Genomic DNA, 23,399 nt, shown 5'->3' with positions numbered 1-23,399 from the left:
ATGGTAAAGAAAAAACAAAGTTCTGCCCTGAATGTACGCAGAAAAAACACGAAAAAGCTTGTCAAAACAATGATCCAGTCCGTCATTCTGGTGTTGCTGGGGGTTGTTTTGTTTCATGCCGTATTCGACGTAGAGTCCTATCGGGAGCCCGACAAGACCACCTGGAAACAGCAAAACGGGTTTATCGCCCTGTCTTATTTCGGAGTAGGACGTTCCGGGACATCCAAATTGGTGGCCAAAAGCGACCTGGACGAGCAGCTTAAAGTGCTGCACGATTTGGGCTATCAGACGGTATCGCAGCAGGATATCATCGACTTTTACTCCAAGGGCAAATCGCTTCCCGACAAGGCCCTGTACCTGTCCTTTGAAGACGGAAGAAACGATTCGAGCTTGTTCGCCCGTCCGCTTCTGGAGAAATACAATTTTAAAGCCACCTTCTTTTCCTATGCCGATAAGCTGGGGGACAATAAAGAGCGGAAATTCGTCCAGCCGAAGGAAATGAAGAAGATGGAGAAGACCGGCTTTTGGGAGATGGGGACCAACGGATACCGGCTCAGCTACATTAATGTTTTTGACAACGAGGGCCATTTTATCGGGATGAAGAACGAGAACGAGTTGCGAGACAAGTCCAATGTGGCGTACTATAACCATTATTTAATGGACTTTATTCGGGACGAGAATATGATTCCGGCCGAAAATCGGGACGAGATGAATGCGCGGATCGGCGCCGATTACGAGAATATGAAGAAAATATATACGGAACAGCTAGGTTACGTGCCTTCCGTTTATATGATCATGCACGCCAACGCGCTGGGCGAAGGCATGAACCGTCTCGTCACGGAGGCCAACCAGGATAATATCCGCGGATTGTTCCAGATTCATTTCAACCGGGAGGGTCGCGCGTATAATTCTAGCCGTGCCGATCTCCTGAATCTGACCCGGCTTCAGCCGGCACCTTATTGGTCGACGAACCATCTTTTGATGAGGCTGCGGGAAGACAGCGGCGAAGCGCTTCCGTTCATCACCGGGAACGAAGAGGATTCCGCCCGGTGGAACGTCAAGGATGGGGCGGCGCAGTTTAAAGATCACGAGCTGATTCTGACCTCTCCCCCGGGAAGAAGCGGGCTGCTTGAGCTGAAGGAAGCCGTAAAAAGCGAAAAACTTCATGTGTCCGCCCAAGCGACAGGAAATGTAGTGGGCAAGCAGAGCATTTATGTTCGCTACGACCGTGCGAAAGATTCCTATATCCGGATCACCTTGGACAATAACACGCTGCAGGTGGAACAGAAGAAAGCCGGCGCCGCACCGGCGGTCTTGCTTACGCGAGAACTGGATCCCGTAGCCTGGTCTTCCGAGGATCTCAGCTTTGATAAAGCTTCGGTCTATACGTACGAGCAGACGTCGGCCGGCGTAAGTGAGGAAGAAGAGAAATATCCGATCAATATCAAAGATGAGCGGAAGCTCGACATTACGCTGGACGGTGAATCCTTGACCGTACGGGTGGATGACGAGGCGATGCTGGACAAGCGGAAGATCGACGATTCCATCCGGACCGGCACGGTGGCTGTGGAAGCGGAATATAGCGAGAACAACAAGAAAGAAAATATTTACGATGCCCGGTTTGAGAATATGGAGATTACGGCGGGAGACCGGGTTCTATTCAGCAATGCCCCCCGCGGTTGGCAGGGGGCGGCCGACCGGGTCAAATCGGCGGTTAACGCCGCCATTGACTGGGCGATCGAAACGTTCTGAGTTTCATAGTTCAACGCATCGGAGGTGGGCGAATGCCTGCAGGCAAAGGAACGCGAATCGCCCTGGCCGCTGCCGGGCTGCTGCTGTTGATCGGGGCGGCCGCCGTCTGGTTCTTCCTGCGGGAGGGGGACGACCACGGCCGGCCGGAGCCGAGTCCGGAGGATCGGGCGGAGTTTTCCGCCTGGATCGTCGACTGGCAGTTGGGGGCGGGGATGGAAGAGGCCCAAAAGCTAACGGGCGGCACCCCGCAGGGGCTGCAGTTGTTTGCCGTCTATTTTGATGAAAATGATGGATTGTACTTCAGCGAGGATATGAAAAAGGCATTGACTCGATTACCCGAGCTCCGAACCGAGCCCGGCGCCGAAATCGGGATAACCCTCGTTAACGATATCGTTCGGTCGGACGGAAGTTCCGTGCAAAAAGATCCGGACCTGATCAACCGCCTGGTGGCCACGGAACAAAGCCGCGGCAGCCATATTCGGCAAATTGTGGACACCCTTGAACAGCAAGGATTGAACCGGGTTGAAATCGACTTTGAAAAGATTCGCCAAGAGGACTGGAAGTCCGTCAGCCTTTTTTATAAAGAGCTCTATGAAGCGCTGAAAGCTCGGGGAAAAACACTTCGAATCGTGCTGGAACCTAAAGCCCCGGTTGACTCCGTGACGCTTCCGGAAGGGCCCGAATATGTCATGATGGCTTATAACCTATTCGGTTCCCACAGCGGCCCCGGTCCAAAAGCGGACCCCGCGTTTATCCGGAAGGTGGCCGGCAAATTGAAGGGACTCCCCGGAAAGCCGGTCATCGCCCTTGCCGCCGGCGGCTTCGATTGGTCGGCGTCCGGAAAGGTGACGGCCGTGACCGAGAAGAAAGCAGAAGAGCTGGCCCGGACGAAAGAGGCTTCGTTGCGGAGGGATCAGGACAGCGGAAGTCTGCACTTTGAATACACCTCTAAGGACGGGGAGCGGCATACCGTATGGTTTGCCGACCACACGACCCTGGAGATGTGGGTACAAACGGCTCAGGAAGAAGGGATTACCCGCTTTTCTCTGTGGCGGTTGGGCGAGCTGGCTGAAGAGACGCTGGAATACTGGAAAGAAGGAACGGACGGATCGTAAACCGGCGTTCCTTTTTTCGTTGAGAAATTGTAGAGCCGAGTGAGTTATGCTGAAAAACAACAACATAATAAAGGTGGATCAACCGATGCGAAAGTGGCCTTACTTGCTCATCATTGCGGGGCTGATATTGATTGCGGCTCCTTACGCCATAGAATGGAACGCCAATCGGGAGGAGAAGCTGCTGCTGCAGGAAGCGGAAGCGCTCCAGAAGCTATGGAATACCGGCGGTCCGAACTCCGAACTTGCGGCAGGGTATGAAAGGGTATCCCGGCTGCTTGAACAGGAGAGCGGGGAAGATGAAGCACCCACACTCGATCCAAAGGAAAACGTAAAGGAGGGAACCCTGGCAACGATCGAGATTGAGAAGATCGATTTGAAGCTTCCCGTGCTGGAAGGGGCGACCCAAAAAAACATGAAACACGCGGCGGCACATATGACGGAGACGGCTCCCTTCGGCCAAGTCGGCAACGCGGCGGTGGCCGCTCACCGGGCCCGAACCAAGGGAAGACTATTTAATCGCTTGAATGAAGTGGAGATTGGAGATAAGATCAGGATAAGCACGATCGACGGGACTTATGAATATACCGTCTACGATACTTCGGTAGTTGAACCTACGGATTTGTCCGTGCTCGAAGGAAATGGTCAAGACCAAATCCTGACCCTGATTACTTGTCACCCCTTGAAGAATCCAACACATCGGCTGATCATTCAAGCCAGAATCGAGTCGTAGGGGTACACAGCGAAAGGAATGGAATCGATTGCCGCTCGAACCTGTCAAGCTGAACTCCAAGCGAAAGATGCTTCTGTATTTGATCCTTTTTATACTTCTCCTTCTGGGCCTGCGTTTGTTATGGTTCCAATTCCGCATGATTCCGGAGCATCCCCATGCGCAGCAAGGAACCCAGGATCTTAGGAAATGGAACTTCACCGATAACCAGGTGATTACGTTGAATGGAGAGTGGGAATTTTATCCCGGGGTCTTCGTGGAACCGGAAGCGTTCGTGAAACCGGAGGGCAGGTTGGGACGGCAATTCATCCAGGTACCGTCGAATTGGGTTAATCAATCCGAACTCTACCGGAAACATAAATTTGCCACTTATCATCTGCGCGTGCTCCTCAAAGATCATGATTTATTGTATGGCATGCGAGTCTATAGTATCGATACGGCGTCCAAGCTGTTCGTCAACGGCAAGCTGATGAAGCAGGCCGGCAATCCGGGCGGAAATGCATCGGTCAGCAAACCGATCAACATTCCCTACACCGTCCTGTTTAAATCGGACAAGCCCTATCTGGATATCGTCATTCACGTTTCGAACCATGAATATTCAGGGAAAGGCGGCATCAACCAATCCATCAAGTTCGGAACGGCGGCGGCCATAACCCATGAAGAATTTTTCACCAAAACGATGCAAATTATCGTCACGATTGTGATGCTGCTGCACGGTCTTTGCGCCTTGATCCTGTTAATCATGGGGTATCGAGGAAAAGGGCTGGTTTATTTTGCCGTCATGAATGTTTTTGCGGTTCTGTCCGTCCTGTCGGAAGACGATCGGATGCTGATCGCTTGGCTGCAACTGGATGTGGTGTGGTCCGTTAAATTAAGGCTTGTGATTTATATGAGCTTGGCTTTATTTATCACCTTATGCACGAGGTCTTTGCTGGAGGAACGCAAACTGGAAAAACCGGTCCGCGCCCTTACCGCCCTGGGCATCGTCAGCATCCTTGTCACGTTGTGTCTGCCGGTGGAGTATATTACCTACTTCCGGCTCCTGCTGCTTGCCATCAATGCAGGGATGAGCCTTCTCGTTATAATGACGATTGTCAACGTCATCCGGAGCGGGGAGAAGACGGCGTTTTCCTTCCTCCTCGCGGCAACGGCCCTGTCGATGAATATTTTGATCGGTGGGGTAATCAAAGCCCGGGTGTGGCTGGACATGCCTTACTATCCGGTGGACCTGATCATCGCGTTTCTCAGCTTCGCTTCCTTCTGGTTTATCCGGTTCACCCAAACATCGATTCGCGCCGGTAAACTGGCGGAGCAGCTGCTTAGAGCGGACAAGCAGAAAGATGACTTTCTGGCCAATACGTCGCATGAACTGCGCAATCCGCTGCATGGCATGATCAATATGGCCCAGACGGTCCTGGATGAAGAAGGAAACACCCTTCGGCCTCAGCACCGCGACAAACTGAAACTGCTCGTTACCGTAGGCCAACGGATGTCTTTGCTGCTGAACGATTTGCTGGACGCAACACGTCTGCGGAACCGGGATGTTCGGCTGCAGAAACATCGTGTGAATTTGGAGGGAGTTGTGGCCGGGGTGTTCGACATGGTCCGTTACATGACCGACGGCAAGCCGGTGGTGTTGGAGCAACGATTTCAAACTCCTTTTCCTCACGTCGTTGCCGACGAGAATCGTCTGGTTCAAATTTTGTTCAATCTGGTGCATAACGCCATAAAATATACTCGCGAAGGAAAGGTGACCGTGGAAGCCGAGATCAAAGAGGAGACTGTCTGCATTCATGTAAAGGATACGGGAATGGGGATGGACCGGGATACCCTGGAACGGATCTTTGAACCCTATGAGCAAGGGGATTCGGGGATCACGGCGACAGGAGGCGGTATCGGGCTGGGGCTCAGCATTTGCAGGCAGTTGGTTGAGCTTCATGGCGGGACGCTCACCGCTCAGTCCGTTCCCGGGCAGGGTTCCGTCTTCACATTCACGCTCCCTGTGGATCTTGAGCATCTGGACGAGCTGTCGGCCCCTTCGCCGTTTTTGGAAACGGCTGCGGATACGGAAGGGAGGCTTGAAGCGCCTCCGATGTCCATCGAGGTCCCCGAGGTTCTTCAGACAGCGGAAGAAACAGCGGTTGACTCTCAACAGTTAGGCGAGTATCGACCGCATATATTGGCGGTGGACGACGACCCCATTAATCTGAAAATTTTAGAGGCTATGCTGGCTCAGGAGCAATACCATGTCGTTGTCGTAACGAACGGAGCGGACGCCCTGAAACAACTGGAACTCCGGGAATGGGACTTGGTCATTGCCGATGTGATGATGCCGCAGATGTCCGGCTACGAGCTTACCAGGAAAATCCGGTTTAATTATTCCATTTCCGAACTGCCCGTGCTGCTGTTAACAGCCCGAAGCCGGCCCGAGGATGTATTTGCGGGATTTTCCTCCGGCGCCAATGACTATGTCACCAAACCGGTGGGGGCGATGGAGTTAAAAGCGAGAGTGCGCGCTCTGGTTGAACTCAAACACTCGATCCATGAACGGCTTCAAATGGAAGCCGCGTGGCTCCAGGCTCAAATCCAGCCGCATTTTCTGTTCAACACGCTGAATTCCATCGCTTCACTGAGCGAAAGCGATCCGGGCAGAATGGTCATCCTGCTCGAGGAATTCGGCAACTATCTGCGGAAGAGTTTCGACCTGAAAAATTTGGAGCGTGTCGTTCCATTGGATCATGAACTTGAACTTCTCCATTCTTACTTATATATTGAAAAAGAACGATTTGGGGAGCGGCTCAAAATAGATTGGCAGGTTCCTGCTTTGGTGGAAGCGGATATTCCGCCTCTATCGCTTCAAACCTTGGTTGAAAACGCGGTCCGCCACGGGATACTTGCCCGGGCCAGCGGCGGCACGGTCACCATTCGGATTGCGGAATTCCAGGCCGAATGGGAGTTCGCCGTAACGGACGACGGGGTGGGCATCGAGGAGGATAAACTGCAGCAACTGCTGACCGGAACACCTACGGCTCCTAAGGGAGTAGGGCTGATCAACACGGATCGCCGATTGAAGCAAATTTACGGCCAAGGTTTGCAGATTTCCAGCGTTCCCCACCGGGGAACGACCGTAAAATTCCGAGTCCCCAAACAGCAGCGGACAACAAGTAAGGCAGAAACGGGGATGTATAGGTGATGACAATGAATTTATCCGGAATTAACCTGCATTATGTTCTTTATGGTCTCTTTGTTATAGTACTGCTCGCCGGAGTGATCTATATCCGTACACTGCTGGCGGAAAGGAATACGCTGAGGGAACTCGCGTACCGGGATCCGGTAACCGGACTGCTGAACCGTAACGGATTCGAACATTTTTGGTCGACTTTTAAAGGGAAAGATAATCTGGCCGTGCTGAGTCTGGATTTGGACCGGTTTAAAGAGATCAACGATTCTTACGGCCATAATGCGGGGGACCAATTGCTCAAGGAGGTCAGCGAGGATTTACGGCAGGTAACGAACAAAAATCTGCTCGCGTTTCGGATGGGCGGAGACGAGTTTTTGTTTATTATGAAAAATCGCGATCCGAACCAGGTCGAGATTCTCGCCGGCTTAATTTTAAGCAAAATCAGCAGGCCCTATTATATTCAAGAGCGCGATATGTCCGTAACGGGCAGTATAGGGATAAGCCTATGCCATGCTTCTAAAGTGGATCGGGCTCGCATGCTGGAGGAGGCGGACCGGGCGATGTACCATGCCAAACGTTTGGGCAAAAACTGTTACTATGTCTTTTCCAGACCCGAACCCGAAAATCAGGTTCACGAAGACGAGCAGGACGCGGTATGACCTAGGAGGCGGCCTTGAGTGAAGCCTCTTAAGTTATCCCGTGAAAAAGACACAAAAATCCATATATAAGATCACTTTATTAACGTTACTCCTCCTGGATAACATAGTAGAATGGGGTAAAAGCCATTCCAGTATTCATAACCATTCAGGAGGATTTTACTATGCCCATTTTCTATGATAAAGCTCAGGGTCTGTTCCATTTGCAATCGCAAAATTCCAGCTATTTGATCCAATTGGTGCATGGCTATCCGGCTCATCTGTATTACGGGCCCAAACTGCGGAACGACAGTAATCTTTCGGACTTGTTACAACTGACGGAGCGGGCGTCGTTTTCCCCTAACCCGATTCCCGAGGACAAACGGATTTCTCTCGACACGCTGCCCCAGGAGTATCCGGGATACGGGACCAGCGACTTCCGCAGCCCGGCCTATCAAGTGAAATTGGCGGACGGCACCCGGATCACGGAATTGACTTACAGCTCCCATCGGATTATTTCCGGAAAACCGGCTTTACCGGGGCTGCCCGCCGTTTATACGGAGCAGGATTCCGAAGCCGAAACGTTGGAACTTGAGTTGATCGATACGGTTTCCGGGCTGACGGTGACCCTTTTCTATACGGTATTTTCCGATTTTAACGCCATTGTCCGTTCGGTTGGCATCACGAATGCCGGTCAAAGCGCGGTGGAACTGGAACGTGTGCTGAGCGCGTCCGTCGATTTTGCCGACAGCGATTATGACGCCCTGTATCTGTCCGGCGCTTGGGCCCGCGAACGCCATGTGCAGCGGCGGAAATTGGCGCCCGGCGTCACGGGAATCAGCAGCCGCAGAGGATCGAGCTCCCACCAGCAAAATCCGTTTATCGCACTGCTTCGTCCGGACGCCAATGAACGTCAGGGCGAAGTATACGGATTCAGCCTCGTTTACAGCGGTAATTTTGTGGCGGAGGCCGAGGTCGAGCAGTTCGGAACAACACGGCTGCAAATCGGCATCAATCCGTTCGATTTCGGCTGGCGGCTTGAGCCGGGCGAGCGCTTCCAGACTCCGGAAGTGGTTATGGTATATTCCGGCGAAGGATTGGGCGGTATGTCCCGGACGTTCCACCGGTTGTACCGCACCCGGCTTTGCCGCGGACAGCATCGCGATCAAGTGCGGCCGATTCTGGTCAACAACTGGGAGGCCACCTACTTCGATTTCAACGCCGACAAAATCGAGGCCATCGCAAAGGCGGGGAGCGAACTCGGAATCGAGCTGTTTGTGCTCGATGACGGCTGGTTCGGCCGCCGCGACAAGGATAACTGCTCGCTCGGCGACTGGTTCGAAGACCGCCGCAAGCTGCCGGGCGGTCTGGAGGATTTGGCCCGCCGGGTTGAAGCGACCGGCCTGCAATTCGGCCTATGGGTCGAGCCGGAGATGGTCTCCCCGGACAGCGATTTGTACCGCAGCCACCCGGATTGGTGCCTACATGTTCCGAATCGGCGCCGGACGGAAGCTCGGGACCAACTCGTGCTCGATATGTCGAGGGAGGATGTCCGGACTTATCTCTATGAGCGGCTTAGCGCTATTTTCGCCAGCGTGCCGATCTCTTACGTCAAATGGGATATGAACCGGAACATGACGGAAATAGGTTCAGCCCAAGTCCCGGCCGAGCGGCAGAAGGAAATCGCCCATCGTTATATCCTCGGCCTCTACGATCTGCTTGAACGGCTGACGACCGAGTTTCCGCACATCTTGTTCGAGAGCTGTTCCGGCGGCGGCGGACGCTTTGACCCGGGCATGCTCTACTATATGCCTCAGACTTGGACCAGCGACGACACCGATGGCGTCGAACGGTTAAAAATTCAGTACGGCACGAGCCTGGTATATCCCGTTTCCACGATGGGGGCGCATGTTTCCGCCGTACCGAATCATCAGGTGGAGCGCATCACGTCGCTTAACTTCCGCGGGGACGTCGCCATGTCCGGCAACTTCGGCTACGAATTGGATCTGACGAAGTTTACGCAGGAAGAGAAGGAAACGGCCAAGCGTCAAATCGAGTTCTACAAGCGAATCCGCGGTCTGGTGCAGCAAGGCGACCTGTATCGTCTGCGCAGCCCGTTCGAGGGCAATGACACTTCCTGGATGTTTGTGAGCCGGGACCAGGAGGAGGCGCTGCTGTTCTACTTCCGGGTATTGGCGGAACCGAATGCGCCGCTGCGCAGCGTGAAGCTGGAGGGACTGAACCCGGCCAAAAACTACCGGCTTGACCCTAGCGGAGAGGTGTTCGGCGGGGATCGTCTGATGTATGCGGGAATACCGGTATCTTCCCTGCACGGGGATTTTGCAAGCATGTGGGTGCGTTTGACAGCCGTCCATTAATGCGGGACTTACGTTGAATTCAAAAGAGCCTGTAGCGAAAGCTCCAGGCTCTTTGCATTTGGCAGCGAACCGCCGCTTTAGGTGTCCATGCACCCGGGGAACATCCCCGTGGAAATCGCGATGCGATTCCAGGCATTGATCAGGTTGATGGCGAAGATCAAATCGACGTATTCTTTCTCGCTGTAGTAATTCCGTATACGCTGATACAGCTCCTCAGGCACGCCTTTCTCGGAGATGAGGGTGACGGCTTCCGTCAACTCCAGCACGGCTTTTTCCTGGTCGCTGTAACATGGAGACTCCTTCCAGACGCTGACTAAAGCGATCCGCTGTTCGGATTCGCCCATTTTCCGCAGTTCCTCGGTGTGCATGTTGAGGCAGAAGGCACAGCCATTGATTTGCGATGCGCGGATTTTGATCAGTTCATACGTTACCCGGTCCAACCCGCTTTCCCTGACACGGGTCTCCAATTGAGTCATGGCCCGATATACTTCCGGATTTACCGCATAATGATTCACTCTCATCTTCATTGCAATCCCTCCAAATGGGTCTATTATTTCGATCCGTCAAAGTTAAGACAATGAAGGAGGGGATTTTGTGACCGAACCCTAAAAAATCAATGAGTCAAAGGCAAAGAAAGAGGAGGGGCCATGGCCAATTTATCCGGGTTCGTGACCAGGTACATATTCCGGATTTGCCCTTGAGCATCCCCCTCAAATGCGATGGCTTTAACGGGACGGCCTTGCTGGTAAAGGAGGAGTCCCCAGTCCCCGTTTAAGCGTACCGGGACCAGTTCCCCGGCCATGGAGCCTTTGCGCGTAATTCCGTTCCAAAAGGCCATAATCCGCTCGCGCGTAAAAATCGGACGAAGTGCCGAACGTACCTTGCCGCCGCCATCGCTCCAAAGGACGGCATCTTCCCGTATCATCGCCAGCAGCGGGGTGAACTCCCCTTGCCGGGAGGCTTGGAGAAAGGCCTGGACCCAAGCCGAAACCCGGTCTCCCGGGACTTTCGTTTCTTCCAGGCCGCTGCGGGTCAACTTGTTACGAGCCCGGCTCAACAATTTCCGGCAGGCGGCTTCGCTTTTGTCCAGAATGGCGGCGATTTCTTGATAATCAACGGCGAATGACTCCCGAAGCACCATGACGGCCCGCTCTTCAGGGGACAGCTGTTCCAGCATCACCATAAAGGCGTATGACACTTGCTCTTCATGGAGTACGGAATGATCCGTCTCGGTGGCGGTTTGAAAAAGAGGTTCGGGAAGCCATGTCCCCGGATACGTTTCTCGAGAGAACCGCGGGGACTTCAGCACGTTCAAGCTGCGATTGACCACGGCTTGCCTGAAATAGGGGAGCGGATTCCGCACCTGCTCAAACGCCGCGGGAGTCTCAAGCAGGGAGGTGAAGGTTTCCTGGACGATATCTTCGGCTTCCGCCCAAGAGCCCGTTAACCGGTAAGCCATGGCGATCAATGAGGACTTATGCTCACGGTAAAAGTTTTCCCAAGGCGAAGACATGATTCGGTCGTCTCCTTTCGATCGGTCTGTCATTGGACTATCCCCAATATAGCAAAAAAAATGCCGCCGTGTCTCACCAAGAGAAACGGCGGTTAGTATCAAGATCAAGGGAGCTAAAATTTGAAAATATGTATCGTCTTTTGAAGCTGGAATACGGCGTTTTTCATTTCTTCGGCCTCATCGGCCATCGCTTGAATCGATGTAATCTGCTCGTTCATGGAAGCGGAGACCTCCTCGGTTCCGGCGGCCGACTGCTGGGTGATGGCCGAAATGTTCTGGATCGCCGACGAGATATGGTGCGCGCTTTCCAGCATCGCTTCACTTTCTTGGGAGAAAGCGGAGATTTGCTCTGAAATGTATTGAACGCTATCCACGATTTGCTGGAAGACCTGTTCGGCTTCCCGGATCATTTCATTTTGCTGGCGCACCACGTCTTCATTGATTTTGATGTTGTGTCCGGCGCGCTCGACATCCTGCTCGATGCTGCGGACGAGACTGAACACCTCTTTGGTGGAGGCGGTGGATTCTTCGGCCAACTTGCGGACCTCATGGGCCACGACGGCAAAACCGGCGCCATGTTCGCCCGCCCGCGCCGCTTCAATGGAAGCGTTCAGGGAGAGGAGGTTGGTCTGCTCCGCGATTTCTGAAATGGTGGCCGTAATCTTCGTGATTCCCCGGGCATTTTGCGCCAACGCCTCGATGGATTCGGCCACGCGGTTCGTCGCCTCAATGTTGCGTTTCATTCCCTCGGCCTGCTGGGACACCGATTCCTGACCCCGCTCCACCAGACTCAGCATTTCCACGGAACGCTGATTCATTTCCCGGGTGGAGTCGGCATAATTGCTGACTTTAAGCTCGATTTCACCGATCGAATCTTTCATGCCGGCGACATCCTCCGAAATTTCGTTGGCCCCGAGCGCCAGCTCGTTGGAGGATTGGGTCACCTGAGTCATGACGCGGATGAGCTCCTGGTTGCGATCGGCGATCGAACGGCTGGAATCCATCACTTTTCGGGTGATTTCCGACGTTTCCTGCAAAATTTTGCGCAGCTTGTCCGCCATGTTGTTGAACGCGCGGTTCAGATCTTCCATGCCCCCGGTTTCCATGATCCGGACGGTGAAATCGCCTTTGGCGATTTTCGCGGAAGCATTGGAAATGTCATCGAAAGAGCCGGTCAAAGACTTCTGAACATACAGGGTGAGCGGATAAGTAAGCGCTCCCAACACGGCGATCAAAATAATGCCGGCCAGCAGTTTCCCGACCACCGCAAACAAAACCAGTGCAGGAACGGCAAACATGGCGGCCACCAGATAGCACGCGGCGGAAATTTTTTTGGATAGAGGAAGTCTGTTGAACCATGACATAAGTACGATGCCTCCTTGAAAAATAGGATATATCTACCATTGATTATATCACCGACTGTGGAATGCGGATAGATCTAATCTTCACTGCATATGACCAAAGAACTTGGGAAAGGTTATAGAAAAAAAGTTGATGCCGTATAAAAGTTCATCCTACTTGAGAAAGTGAGAGAAAGAATCCGCATGGAAAATACTGCGAATGCCGGAGCGCTCCCTCTAAAAAGATGGCCGATCGTCATGGCGCTCCTGATCGGAGCCTTCGTCTCCATCTTGAATCAGACTTTGATGAACGTGGCGTTGCCTCACATGATGCGCGATTTGAAAGTCACGGAAACGACGATACAATGGTTGGTCACCGGATTTATGCTGGTCAACGGTGTTCTCATTCCGGTCAGCGCATATTTGATGGAACGGTTTACGACGCGGGGACTGTTTGTGGCGGCGATGACGCTTTTTACGATCGGCACCGTCGTCTGCGGAATCGGTACGAATTTCGAGATGGTATTGACGGGCCGCCTGATTCAAGCCGCGGGGGCTGGCGTACTTATGCCGCTGATGACAGTCGTATTTCTGACGATTTTTCCGATTGAAAAACGGGGTCAGGCGATGGGCACGATGGGGATTGCCATGGTGTTCGCCCCGGCTGTCGGCCCAACGCTGTCGGGCTGGATTATTGAACATCATCCGTGGAACATGCTTTTTTGGATTATCCTTCCGTTCTCGGTGCTTTCGGTTATTCTAGGCGTTATATTTATGAGAAATGTCACCGAAGTATCGCGTCCCAAACTGGATGTGCTGTCGGTCATCCTCTCGACCCTGGGATTCGGAGGCATCCTGTATGGCTTTAGTGAAGCGGGAAGCTTGGGCTGGGGCGCTGGTGAAGTGACCGTCAGTCTGATCGTCGGCGCCGTCGCCCTGGCGCTTTTCCTGTGGCGTCAAGTCAAGAGCAGCCATCCGATGCTGGAATTCCGGGTGTTCAGCTACGATATGTTCTCCTTAACGACGGTAATCAACGTTATTGTTACGATGGCGCTTTACGCGGCCATGATTTTACTGCCGATCTACCTGCAGACGATCCGCGGTTTCTCGCCGCTGGAATCCGGCCTGCTGCTGATGCCGGGGGCGATCCTGATGGGGATCATGTCCCCGGTGACCGGGATCATCTTCGACAGAATCGGAGCCCGGTGGCTGGCGGTGACCGGTCTGGCCATCACGACCGTGACGACATGGGAGTTCAGCAGACTGACGGACAGCACGACCTACACCCAGCTCATTCTCATTTATACGGTCCGGATGTTCGGCATGTCCATGCTGATGATGCCGATTCAAACGGCCGGCTTAAACCAGCTGCCCGCCCGCTTGAACGCGCACGGAACGGCCATGTCGAATACGCTGCGCACGATCGCGGGCGCGCTCGGAACCGCGCTGCTTGTCTCCATCATGTCTTCCCGGACGAAGGATCGGGTGACGGAGATGATTCTGGCGGCGGGCATTAACCCGCGGGACCCGGCGAATACGGAGCAGCTTGCGCAGATTACCAAAGCAGCGACCATCAACGGGATCGACTTTGCGTTCGAAGTCGCTACGGGGATCACACTGGCGGCCTTTTTGCTGTCTTTCTTTATCCGTAAAGTGCGGGTAGGCCAGGGCGGTCGTAACCGGATCAACAAAAGAGCCTGATATAAAGCCCGCGTATCTCGTACGCTTTTAAAAAACCGATTGCAGGAATTACTGCGGTTGGTTTTTTTTACGTTCTTTAAAAATAAAAAAATGAAAAATAATGTAGATTTGGGAGGGAAACTATCTATCCATGTAGAAATAATTACAAGATGGGGGGACATACCTTTGTGGCAGGGGAAGAGTAGCCATAACAAAATCATAGATTGTGACGACTAATAGAGGTGTAGAAATGAAAAAGGCTATATTTTTTTTATTTTTCAGTTTGACTTTTTTCATCGCGTTCTTTCCGCAGGAAATTCATGCAAAACCCGCGCAATCCAAAATCGTCCTGGACGGCCAGGAAATCCTTCCCCCGGAAGGCGTGGAAGTCGCCAGTATCAACAACAGCGTGATGATTCCCATAAGGGTTGTGGCCGAAAATTTACAATTCAATGTTAAATGGGATCAAAAGACGCAAAACGTTAAAATCGAAAACCAGTCGAATGCGATTTCTTTAAAAGTGGGCCAGAAAGAAGCGAAGGTCGCCGATAAGCAAGTGTTGCTAAGCACCGCACCCCTCGTGCAAAAAAATACGGTATTGGTTCCGATTCGTTTTGTCAGCGAGCAGATGGGGCTGGAGGTAAATTGGAACAACGCCGATAAAACCGTATATCTTGCAAGTAAAGAAAAAAATGTGATTCCGCCGGAAGAACAAGCCGAGGAATCATTGAAGTATATAAACGAAATCAATTTTAACAACGATCAGCTTGTTATCTCGATGAACGGTCAGGTTACTCCCACTCTATTTACACTGCCGAATCCTGATAGAATAGTCATCGATTTGCCGCATACCGCATTCGCGGATACGTTTCAGCCTTTGGGAGCCGGCCTGAACGGGAGTTTGGACGTGAGCGGAAGTGCCCAGATCGCCGACATTCGATATTCGCTGTTTCAGCGTGATCCGGAACAAGTCCGGATCGTTGTCGAGTTAAAGAAGGACCAAGAACTTCGGTATAACTATGAATTTCAGGAAGGCAACTTGATCGTTGATTTAAGCGAAGCGGGGAATTCTTCCGATCCTGTTAATTCAGATAATCCTGTTACTCCTGATAATCCTGCTACTCCCCAAGATCCCGTCGTCCAACCGGGACTCAAAACGGTAGTAATTGACGCGGGTCATGGCGGCAGCGATCCGGGGACAACGAGCTACAGCAAGAGACCTGAAAAGGAGTTTACTCTGGCGTTAGCCTTGAAAGTCCAGGAGTTACTTTTACAGGAGCCCGGGATTCATCTCGTAATGACTCGTGAAAGCGATGTTTACCCAACCCGCCCGGAGCGCGTGGCGATGGCCAATGATGGCAATGCGGATGTGTTCGTCTCGATTCACGGCAATAGCGTGCCCTCTTCACCGCAAACGACCGGAACGGAAACCTTTTATTATAAACGAAGCAGCAGCAAAGAATTAGCCGACGCGATTCATAAGCGCTTAGTGGAAGCCATGGGTTTAAAAGACCGCGGCGTCAAGGACGGAAATTTTCAAGTCATTAGAGAGACCCGTATGGCTGCGGTTCTGTTAGAGGTCGGGTTTCTAAGCAACCCGTCGGACGAGGAAGCGATGTTCTCCGAGGATATGCAGTACAAGGCGGCCCAAGCCATTGTCGATGGGATAAAAGAATATTTGGATATCTCTGGAATGTAGGGGGCCGCTTCGTGCGTGCCTATGTATAGGATGCAAAAAACCAGGGTAGGGGAGAAATCCCCTGCCCTGGTTTTTTTAACTAGCCTAATACCACTTCAACTTGGTGCACGCCGCCGTCGCCGATCGGAACGATGATGTTGCCTTCTACCGCTTGACCGTCGACCGTCATGCTCTTGACGCCTTTCGAAACGCGGTTCGGGTTCTGCACCTTGATGACGTAAGTGTCGCCGCGGAATACGCGGGTAATCTCGAAGCCGTCCCATGCGGCAGGGATGCAAGGCTCCACCTTCAGGCCGCGGAAGTCCGGCTGGATGCCCAGGATCGCCTGGGTAATCGCCACATAGTTCCAAGCCGCGGTACCGGTCAGCCAAGAGTTCTTGGCCTCCCCGTGACGAACCGCGTCTTTGCCGGCGATCATCTGCGAATAGACATACGGCTCCATACGGTGGATTTCGCTGATATCCTCCAGATAAGCCGGAGCGATCTTCGAATAGACTTCGAACGCTCTGTCCCCGTGACCAAGCACGGTTTCCGCGATCATGATCCAAGGGTTGTTGTGGCAGAAAATGCCGGCATTTTCTTTATACCCAGGCGGATACGTGGAAATTTCGCCCAAGTTGAGATAATACTTGGAGTATGGAGGCTGCTGCAGCACGATACCGTACTTGGTATCGAGTTTTTCTTTAACGGAAGTCAGCGCCTTGTCGGCAAGCCCTTCTTCCACGCCGATGCCGGCCATAACGCAAATGCCTTGCGGCTCGATAAAGATTTGGCCTTCCTCGTTTTCCTTGCTGCCGATTTTTTGGCCGTAATGATCGTAGGCCCGCAGGAACCATTCGCCGTCGAAGCCGTGTTCGAGCGTAACGGCGCGCATTTTTTCCATATGGGCTACCGCCGCGGAAGCTTCTTCATCCAGACCGCGCATGCGGCAGATCTCCGCAAAATCCGGGCTGACGAAAACAAACAAACCGGCGATAAAGACGGATTCCGCCGTATGTCCGGCGATGTTTTCCGTCGTTTGGAACGATTCGCCCGGCTCTTTGGAGAAGCAGTTCAGATTCAGACAGTCGTTCCAGTCCGCCCGGCCGATCAGCGGCAAGCCGTGAGGTCCGAGGTTATGGATGACATGATAATAGGAACGCTTCAAATGTTCGAATAAGGTAGCCGTATTGTTCGGATTGCTGTCAAACGGCACCTGTTCATCCAGAATGCTGACGTCGCCGGTTTCTTTGATGTAAGCGGCCGTCCCGAGAATGAGCCAGAGCGGGTCGTCGTTAAATCCGCTTCCGACTTCGTTGTTGCCTTTTTTGGTCAACGGCTGGTATTGGTGATAAGCGCTGCCGTCCTCGAACTGCGTGGCGGCGATATCGAGAATCCGTTCTCTGGCGCGCTCCGGAATTTGGTGCACGAATCCGAGCAGGTCCTGGTTCGAATCCCGGAAGCCCATACCGCGGCCGATGCCGGATTCGAAATAGGAGGCGGAGCGGGACATGTTGAACGTAACCATACACTGATACGGATTCCAGATGTTGACCATCCGGTTCAACTTGTCATCGCCGCTGTTGATCTGATATTTGGAGAGCAGTCCATTCCAATAGGCGGCAAGCTCTTCCATCGCGCGATCCACATCGGCATCCGTGGCGAATTTCTCGATCATGGCCAGCGCAGGTTTTTTATTGATCACGCTTGGCGCTTCCCATTTTTCTTCCTCCGGCACTTCCACATAGCCCAAAATAAAGACAAGGCTTTGCTCCTCGCCCGGTGCCAGGTTCAGCTTCACTTCGTGCGAACCGATCGGAGACCAGCCGCTGGCTACGGAATTGTTCGCTTTGCCCTGGACAACCGCTTGCGGCTCATGGAGGCCGTTATAAAGACCGACGAAGGATTCGCGGTCCGTATCGAACCCGTCGATGGCCCGGTTGACGGAATAGAACGCGTAGTGGTTTCTGCGTTCGCGGTATTCGGTTTTGTGATAAATGACGGAATCCTTTACTTCCACTTCGCCGGTGCTAAGATTGCGCTGGAAGTTCGTCATGTCGTCCTGGGCGTTCCACAGGCAGAATTCGGCAAAAGAGAAGAGGGAGACCGTTTTGGCCGCCGCGCTGGTGTTCTTGACCGTCAAGCGATGAACTTCCCCGTTATAACCGAGCGGAATAAAGGCCAGTTGGGTGACGGAAATCCCGCCGCGCTCGCCCGTAATCGAAGTATAGCCGAGACCGTGGCGGCACTCGTAAAAGTCCAGATCACGCTTCACCGGCATCCAGCCCGGCGTCCAGAAATCCTGGGTGTCGTGATCGCGCAGGTAGTAGTAGCGGCCGCCCGTATCCAGCGGGATGTTGTTATAACGGTAACGCGTCAACCGCCGCAGGCGGGCGTCGCGGTAAAAGGTATAGCCGCCGGCCGTATTGGAGATCAGGCCGAAAAATTGCTCGTTGCCCAAATAGTTGATCCAAGGATACGGAGTTTGCGGTGTGTTAATGACATATTCTTTGCGAACGTCGTCAAAATGTCCGAATTTCATAATATAATTGCTCTCCCTTCGTTTATGAACGCGCGTTTATTTTAGCGAAAAAGCACCGCCCCGATTGCCGCAAGCGGCAACAAAGGGGCGAATCAGGCGGTTGCCCCCGATAAACGGCCATCCTTGCCGGCCGAATCGAAGGTCAAAGGAAGGTGGTTCATCGGCGCTCAAGCCTGCGGCGGTCTGCAGGAATCCCGGACAACGAGCCGCGTCGGAAAGCTGACCGTGCTGAACGTGGGCTCTTCCGCGCTGCACAGATCGATGACCTTCGAGACGGCCGCTTTGGCCATATCGTCGATCGGCAGCTTGACGGAAGTCAGCTTCGGACTAATGACGGCGGCAAGCTGGACATCGTCGAAGCCGATAAGCGACAGATGCTCGGGCACCGAAACGCCGTGTTCGGCAAACGCTTCCATCGCCGCGATCGCCATATCGTCATTGGAGCTGAACAACGCTGTCGGAAGCTTACCGCCCGCAGTCAGTCGCTGCGCTTCCCGATAGGCGGTTTCCTTCAGGAAGTCGCCTTCCAGAACAAATTCCTCCCGCACCGGAAGTCCGTACTTCCGCAGGGTGTTGACGAAGGCCGTATAACGTTCCCGTCCCGAGAACGTGTTCATCCTGCCTTTGATGATGCCGATCTCCCGGTGGCCCAACCCGATCAAGTACTCGATCGCCTCGACCGTGCCTTCGTAATCCATGGAGTTGATGACGGCGAGGTGGCTCTTGTTCAGCCGCTCGGCCATGATTTCGGAGATGTCGTAATCGATCAGCACGAGCGGAGCGTTCTGGCCGACAAGTTCCCGCACCAGTTCGATGTCCTTCTGGGTTCCGACCAGGATCCCTCCGTCAATCCGCTTCTGCAGAAAGGCCTGCTTGATCTTCTGGAAATCCTCGGGCGAGTAGACCGTATGAATGAGCACGTAGAACCCGCGAGCATTCGCCGTATCGACGACAAGGTCGACGATCGGGGCGAAATAGCTGTTCTGGTAGATCCGGCTCGCGTTTTCCTTCTCGTTCATACTGATGGCGAACAGGCCGATCGTATCGGTTCGTTTGCCGGCCAGCGCTCTGGCGAAGCTGTTAGGCTCGTATTGATACTGTTCGATCACGCGCAGTACCTTGGCCCGGGTGGCTTCCGGAACGTTGGGATAATTGTTGATGACGCGGGACACGGTGCTTCGGGAGACCCCCGCCAATTTGGCAATATCTTCGCTGCGCATGTGGTTCCCTACTTTCTTGTAAACGCGCGTTTATGAGACTATTTTAGTGGATGTTCCGATTGAAATCAATTCCTTATTTTTGACGTTTCAAAAAACTCCCGAATTCCGTTCTAAGAATTCGGGAGGGGATGGAGGTTACTTAGCCGACACGCCCGGCTCCAGATAGCGTTCGATGAAATGGAGGGCTTTGTCCTTGTTTTTGCTGTCGATTCGGAGCGTAACGATCATGTCGTCCATTGCGAGCGGCAGCTCTTTGGCCAGCGCGCTGTCCGAGACCCGGATGCCGTAAATATGATCTTCCGTATCATCTTCCGTTCGTCCCTTTACGAGCGAATCCTCTTTCAGGAGCGGCTTAAGCACGCCTTCGGCCTCTTCGTCCAGGGGTTCCAGAACGCCGCCGCCGCCCAGCCATTTAAAAGAGTTCTCGTCCAGAATGTATACATCCGGGGTTTCCGTCGCCACGACCGCCATGGCCTTCTGCTGATAAGCGATATCTGTGGTTCCCACGCCCTGACCCTGCGGAGGCAGATAGGTGAGCAGCACTTCCAGCCGCTTCCATTCCGGAAATTGGGCGGTCATTGCTTGTTCCAGACCTTCGTCCCCGCCTCGATTTTGGTCCGACATATAATTGCCTACAAACATGATCGACAAATCGACGGGAGGCAGGGCGGCCAGCCGTTTCTGTTCCTCCCGGTGGTTGATGAAAGCGACCGTCCCGGCGACCAGCACGATGACCGCAATGACGGAGATGATGACGTGCGTCCGGTACAAGCGGAAAAAGTCATCGATCTTCTCGGCGGTCCCTGCGAATTTTCCCCATTTGTCGTAGCGTTTGCGGCTCATTTCGTTGATTTTACTGCGTTCTTCATGCTCCACGATCGTTTTGTAAGCCCTCAGCTTCATTTCGTATTCGGTTTCGCCGGATTCGGCCCCCGCCGATTTGGAACGGGATTTACGAAGCACCCGCTCAAAGGCTTTCTCCACTTCTTCTCTGGAAGCGTTCTCGGGAAGTCCCAAAGTTTCATAAGCTTTTTTCAGTTCGTCCATCGCCAATCTCCTCTAATTATAAGTGCTTTTTGCTCTCTATTGTTCTAGAAATGATATGGAAAGTGGTCCTACCATTCATTATACTTTGTATTTGTAACGAAGGGAAATAGCGGGGGAAGGGGGCGGGGAAGACAAAAAAGCCGGGGACCTGAGGCCTCCCGGCAGCCAAAAATAACATGGGTTTAGGATTTACTGTACCCGGCGCATCGACAAGATCACGTCGTGCCAATACCCGCTGTCCAGCGTGCTGATCTGTACGCCGGGATCTCCCCAGGTATGGATGAATTTGCCTCCGCCGATATAAATCCCGACATGGCCGGGGACTTTTTCGCTCTCAAACCTGCCCGGAACCGTGAAGAAGATCAGGTCCCCCGCAACCAGCTCGGATCGTTCTACGGGATTCCCTTCCTTGGCTTGATCCCTGGCGAGGCGGGGAAGGTCGACCCCGAAATGTTTAAACACATGACGCGTAAAGGAAGAGCAGTCAAAGGTGTGAGATTGCTCGTAAGGCGCGGCTCCGAATTCATAGGATACGCCCATGAATTGTTTGGCATAGGACACGAGCTCATCGCGGTTTTCAGCCAGGCCGAACACCTGAAACCCCCGGCTACGGGGCTGCCGGGCTATGTCCGGGGCATGCCCCCCGCCGACGGAAGCAATCTCTACTTCCCCCGTCTGCGGATCCTTCCGAACTTGTCCTTGCAGCAGGTCGGACAGTGCTTCGGCCGTCAGGTAGGTTTTTCCGTTTTGTCTTAACGGAGGGTGTGCTAAAGTCACCTGTTTGCCGAAAGAGACCGCGGATTTTTGGCTCGGAGTCAGTTCGAACATGACATCGGTAAAACCCATTTGCGCACTGTTCTGGCTTTCCCGGAGCCGCAGTCCCAGTGAATCGGCAATCTGCGTAAGGGGAATCCATTCGTTGTCCGCCGGGGTGCCTTCAGGACCGGTACGGATTAAAGGGTTTTCCGGAGTAGGGACGGATTGGGCGGTGGGACCCGGCTGCCGATTTCCGCAGGCGGTGGCGGCCAACAGCAGAAGCCCGAGAAGCAAGAGGCCCCAAGTTTTTTTCGGTGCAATGCTCATTTGCGTATCGCACTCCATTTCTGTGGATTAGTCCCGGAGTTGTCGGGGCAGCCCGCTCCGGGAAAAGATCGGATATGTAGAAGTATGTAATAGTCTGTTGTTTTTATGTAAGCTGGGGGAAATTCCCGGTTGTTCGAGGTTTTCTCACCAAGACAAGGAGAGTGCCATATGAGGGGCGGCATCATGTTTAAACAGAGTACCCAGCGTAAACCGTCGTTACAGCGCAGAAATTTGGCGATGGCGACATGGGAAGGAATTCCCTCCGTCATTTTTCAGACGCTGCTCGGCGGTCAATTTCTAACAGGCTTTTTACTTTATCTCGGAGCGACTTCCGGGGAACTTGGCTTTGTGCTGGCGATCACGACGTTCGTCAATATCGGGCAGTTGTTGGTGGCCTATCTGATTCAGAAAATCCGCAGCCGGAAATGGGCGTTTGTCATCTTCGGCACCGTTCAACGGGTGTTGTGGGGAGCGACGGGACTGGCTCCGTTTCTGTTTCCCCAGCAATATTGGGTCGCCGCCTATATCGGATTTTACGTCTCGGCTTTCCTGCTGAACACGTTTGTGGGGATGCTTTGGAATTCGCTGATCAGCGATATCGTTCCGGCGAGGGTGCGGGGAAGGTACTTCGGGATCCGGAACACGATTTTGAACGGTCTGGGCACGCTTTTTATGTTTATCGGCGGCATGCTGCTTGACCGGTTCCCCGGGGGACAGGGATTTTTGTACCTGTACATCGTTGCCTGGATCTGCATTACCGCCAATATCGCGACCTTTTTCTTTTATCCGGATCTGCCGTTCGAGCGCTCGCGGGAGACCGGGTTTCTGCCTATGCTCAAGCGGCCGCTGAAGGACCGTTCTTTTATTAAAGCGACAGGTTTTATCGCCGGTTTTCTGTTTTTGCAAAATCTGGTCGTCCCGATGTATTCCTACGTCATGCTGGAGCTGCTGGAAATCAACTATAAAACGATCTCCTTGTTGAACGTGACGCAGACGGTCTTTATGATGGGGAGCTTTTACGTCTGGGGCAATCTGAACGCCAGATACAGCAATCGGAGGCTGCTGCTGTGGACCATGCCGTTGATCGCGCTGGCCGTTCTGACCTGGGGGCTTATCTCGGTATTCCCGGCCCTGCCGGTCCTGTTTCTGGCGCACATCCTCTTCGGGATCGGAGTGGGCGGTTTTAACCAGCTGGCGTTTAATTTTATGATCGGCGACACGCCAAAGGCGGAAAGACCGATGTACATGGCGATGTATTCGGCGATTACGGGGGTGGCGTCCTTCTTCGGTCCACTTATCGGCGGCCAAATGTATGAATGGATCGAGCATTGGCCGAAATGGACCCAGGTCTTTGGTTTGCAGTTGGTTGTCGGCATCCTGATGATTGTGCTGGCGATGACATTTGGCCGGCGGATTTTGCGGGATACCTAATTAAGTTAAGTCCGAAAATTCGCCGATTGTGACCGGAAAAGATGACTTTTGAACCGGCATTCGGTATAATCCTTACC

Annotated in this window: 16 protein-coding genes; 9 read left to right on the top strand and 7 right to left on the bottom strand. The window is 53.3% G+C overall.

Going from position 1 to position 23,399, the window contains the following annotated elements:
• The 6 genes from LBW89_RS14860 to LBW89_RS14835 all read left to right on the top strand — a co-directional run bounded on the left by LBW89_RS14860 (position 1) and on the right by LBW89_RS14835 (position 9,788).
• Positions 1-1,752, top strand: coding sequence for a polysaccharide deacetylase family protein (locus LBW89_RS14860; RefSeq protein ID WP_225039446.1), 1,752 nt, complete (start codon positions 1-3; stop codon positions 1,750-1,752).
• Positions 1,753-1,784: 32 nt separating this feature from the next.
• Positions 1,785-2,867 (top strand): glycosyl hydrolase family 18 protein, encoded by a 1,083-nt coding sequence (locus tag LBW89_RS14855; protein WP_148449986.1) that lies wholly within the window; start codon positions 1,785-1,787, stop codon positions 2,865-2,867.
• A gap of 85 nt (positions 2,868-2,952) precedes the next feature.
• On the top strand, positions 2,953-3,597 hold the full coding sequence (locus LBW89_RS14850) for a class D sortase (protein ID WP_225039445.1): 645 nt from the start codon (positions 2,953-2,955) through the stop codon (positions 3,595-3,597).
• Positions 3,598-3,625: 28 nt separating this feature from the next.
• Positions 3,626-6,787 (top strand): ATP-binding protein, encoded by a 3,162-nt coding sequence (locus LBW89_RS14845; protein ID WP_225039444.1) that lies wholly within the window; start codon positions 3,626-3,628, stop codon positions 6,785-6,787.
• A complete protein-coding gene (locus tag LBW89_RS14840; protein WP_148449982.1) occupies positions 6,787-7,434 on the top strand; it encodes a GGDEF domain-containing protein in 648 nt (215 codons plus the stop codon). Before LBW89_RS14845 ends, LBW89_RS14840 begins: the two co-directional genes overlap by 1 nt.
• A 161-nt stretch (positions 7,435-7,595) precedes the next feature.
• On the top strand, positions 7,596-9,788 hold the full coding sequence (locus LBW89_RS14835) for an alpha-galactosidase (RefSeq protein WP_225039443.1): 2,193 nt from the start codon (positions 7,596-7,598) through the stop codon (positions 9,786-9,788).
• A gap of 77 nt (positions 9,789-9,865) precedes the next feature.
• On the opposite strand, the gene LBW89_RS14830 is transcribed toward LBW89_RS14835, so the two are convergent.
• From LBW89_RS14830 to LBW89_RS14820, 3 genes are all read right to left on the bottom strand, one after another.
• The gene (locus LBW89_RS14830) at positions 9,866-10,315 is read right to left on the bottom strand and encodes a carboxymuconolactone decarboxylase family protein (protein WP_213504879.1); all 450 of its coding nucleotides are present in this window, start codon (positions 10,313-10,315) and stop codon (positions 9,866-9,868) included.
• An 86-nt stretch (positions 10,316-10,401) separates the two neighbouring features.
• Positions 10,402-11,301, bottom strand: a complete 900-nt coding sequence (locus tag LBW89_RS14825) for a sigma-70 family RNA polymerase sigma factor (RefSeq protein WP_225039442.1) — start codon at positions 11,299-11,301, stop codon at positions 10,402-10,404.
• A 113-nt stretch (positions 11,302-11,414) separates the two neighbouring features.
• Positions 11,415-12,665 (bottom strand): methyl-accepting chemotaxis protein, encoded by a 1,251-nt coding sequence (locus LBW89_RS14820; protein WP_148449974.1) that lies wholly within the window; start codon positions 12,663-12,665, stop codon positions 11,415-11,417.
• Positions 12,666-12,845: 180 nt separating this feature from the next.
• On the opposite strand from LBW89_RS14820, the gene LBW89_RS14815 reads away from it, so the two are divergent.
• Both LBW89_RS14815 and LBW89_RS14810 read left to right on the top strand, forming a co-directional pair.
• Positions 12,846-14,342 (top strand): DHA2 family efflux MFS transporter permease subunit, encoded by a 1,497-nt coding sequence (locus tag LBW89_RS14815; protein WP_225039441.1) that lies wholly within the window; start codon positions 12,846-12,848, stop codon positions 14,340-14,342.
• Positions 14,343-14,571: 229 nt separating this feature from the next.
• The gene (locus LBW89_RS14810; protein ID WP_148449970.1) at positions 14,572-16,020 is read left to right on the top strand and encodes an N-acetylmuramoyl-L-alanine amidase family protein; all 1,449 of its coding nucleotides are present in this window, start codon (positions 14,572-14,574) and stop codon (positions 16,018-16,020) included.
• 79 nt (positions 16,021-16,099) lie between these two features.
• Here the strand turns inward: LBW89_RS14810 and LBW89_RS14805 are convergent, their stop codons facing one another.
• The 4 genes from LBW89_RS14805 to LBW89_RS14790 form a co-directional block, all read right to left on the bottom strand.
• Complete coding sequence (locus LBW89_RS14805; RefSeq protein ID WP_225039440.1) at positions 16,100-18,541, bottom strand: GH36-type glycosyl hydrolase domain-containing protein; 2,442 nt, start codon at positions 18,539-18,541, stop codon at positions 16,100-16,102.
• Between the two features lie 167 nt (positions 18,542-18,708).
• Positions 18,709-19,761 carry a LacI family DNA-binding transcriptional regulator gene (locus LBW89_RS14800; protein ID WP_225039439.1) on the bottom strand — a complete coding sequence of 351 codons (1,053 nt, stop codon included), beginning with the start codon at positions 19,759-19,761 and terminating at the stop codon, positions 18,709-18,711.
• Positions 19,762-19,896: 135 nt separating this feature from the next.
• A complete protein-coding gene (locus tag LBW89_RS14795; protein WP_225039438.1) occupies positions 19,897-20,808 on the bottom strand; it encodes a molecular chaperone DnaJ in 912 nt (303 codons plus the stop codon).
• 189 nt (positions 20,809-20,997) lie between these two features.
• Positions 20,998-21,891 (bottom strand): C40 family peptidase, encoded by an 894-nt coding sequence (locus LBW89_RS14790; protein WP_225039437.1) that lies wholly within the window; start codon positions 21,889-21,891, stop codon positions 20,998-21,000.
• A 183-nt stretch (positions 21,892-22,074) separates the two neighbouring features.
• Between LBW89_RS14790 and LBW89_RS14785 the strand changes: the two genes are divergently transcribed.
• Entirely contained in the window at positions 22,075-23,322 is a 1,248-nt protein-coding gene (locus LBW89_RS14785) for an MFS transporter (protein WP_225039436.1), read from the top strand.
• The last annotated feature ends 77 nt before the right edge of the window (positions 23,323-23,399 follow it).

Source organism: Paenibacillus sp. alder61 (genome assembly GCF_020179875.1).
Lineage (GTDB): Bacteria > Bacillota > Bacilli > Paenibacillales > Paenibacillaceae > Fontibacillus > Fontibacillus faecis.
The sequence above is the reverse complement of the archived record's forward strand: the minus strand, read 5'-3'. Positions and strand labels throughout refer to the sequence as shown.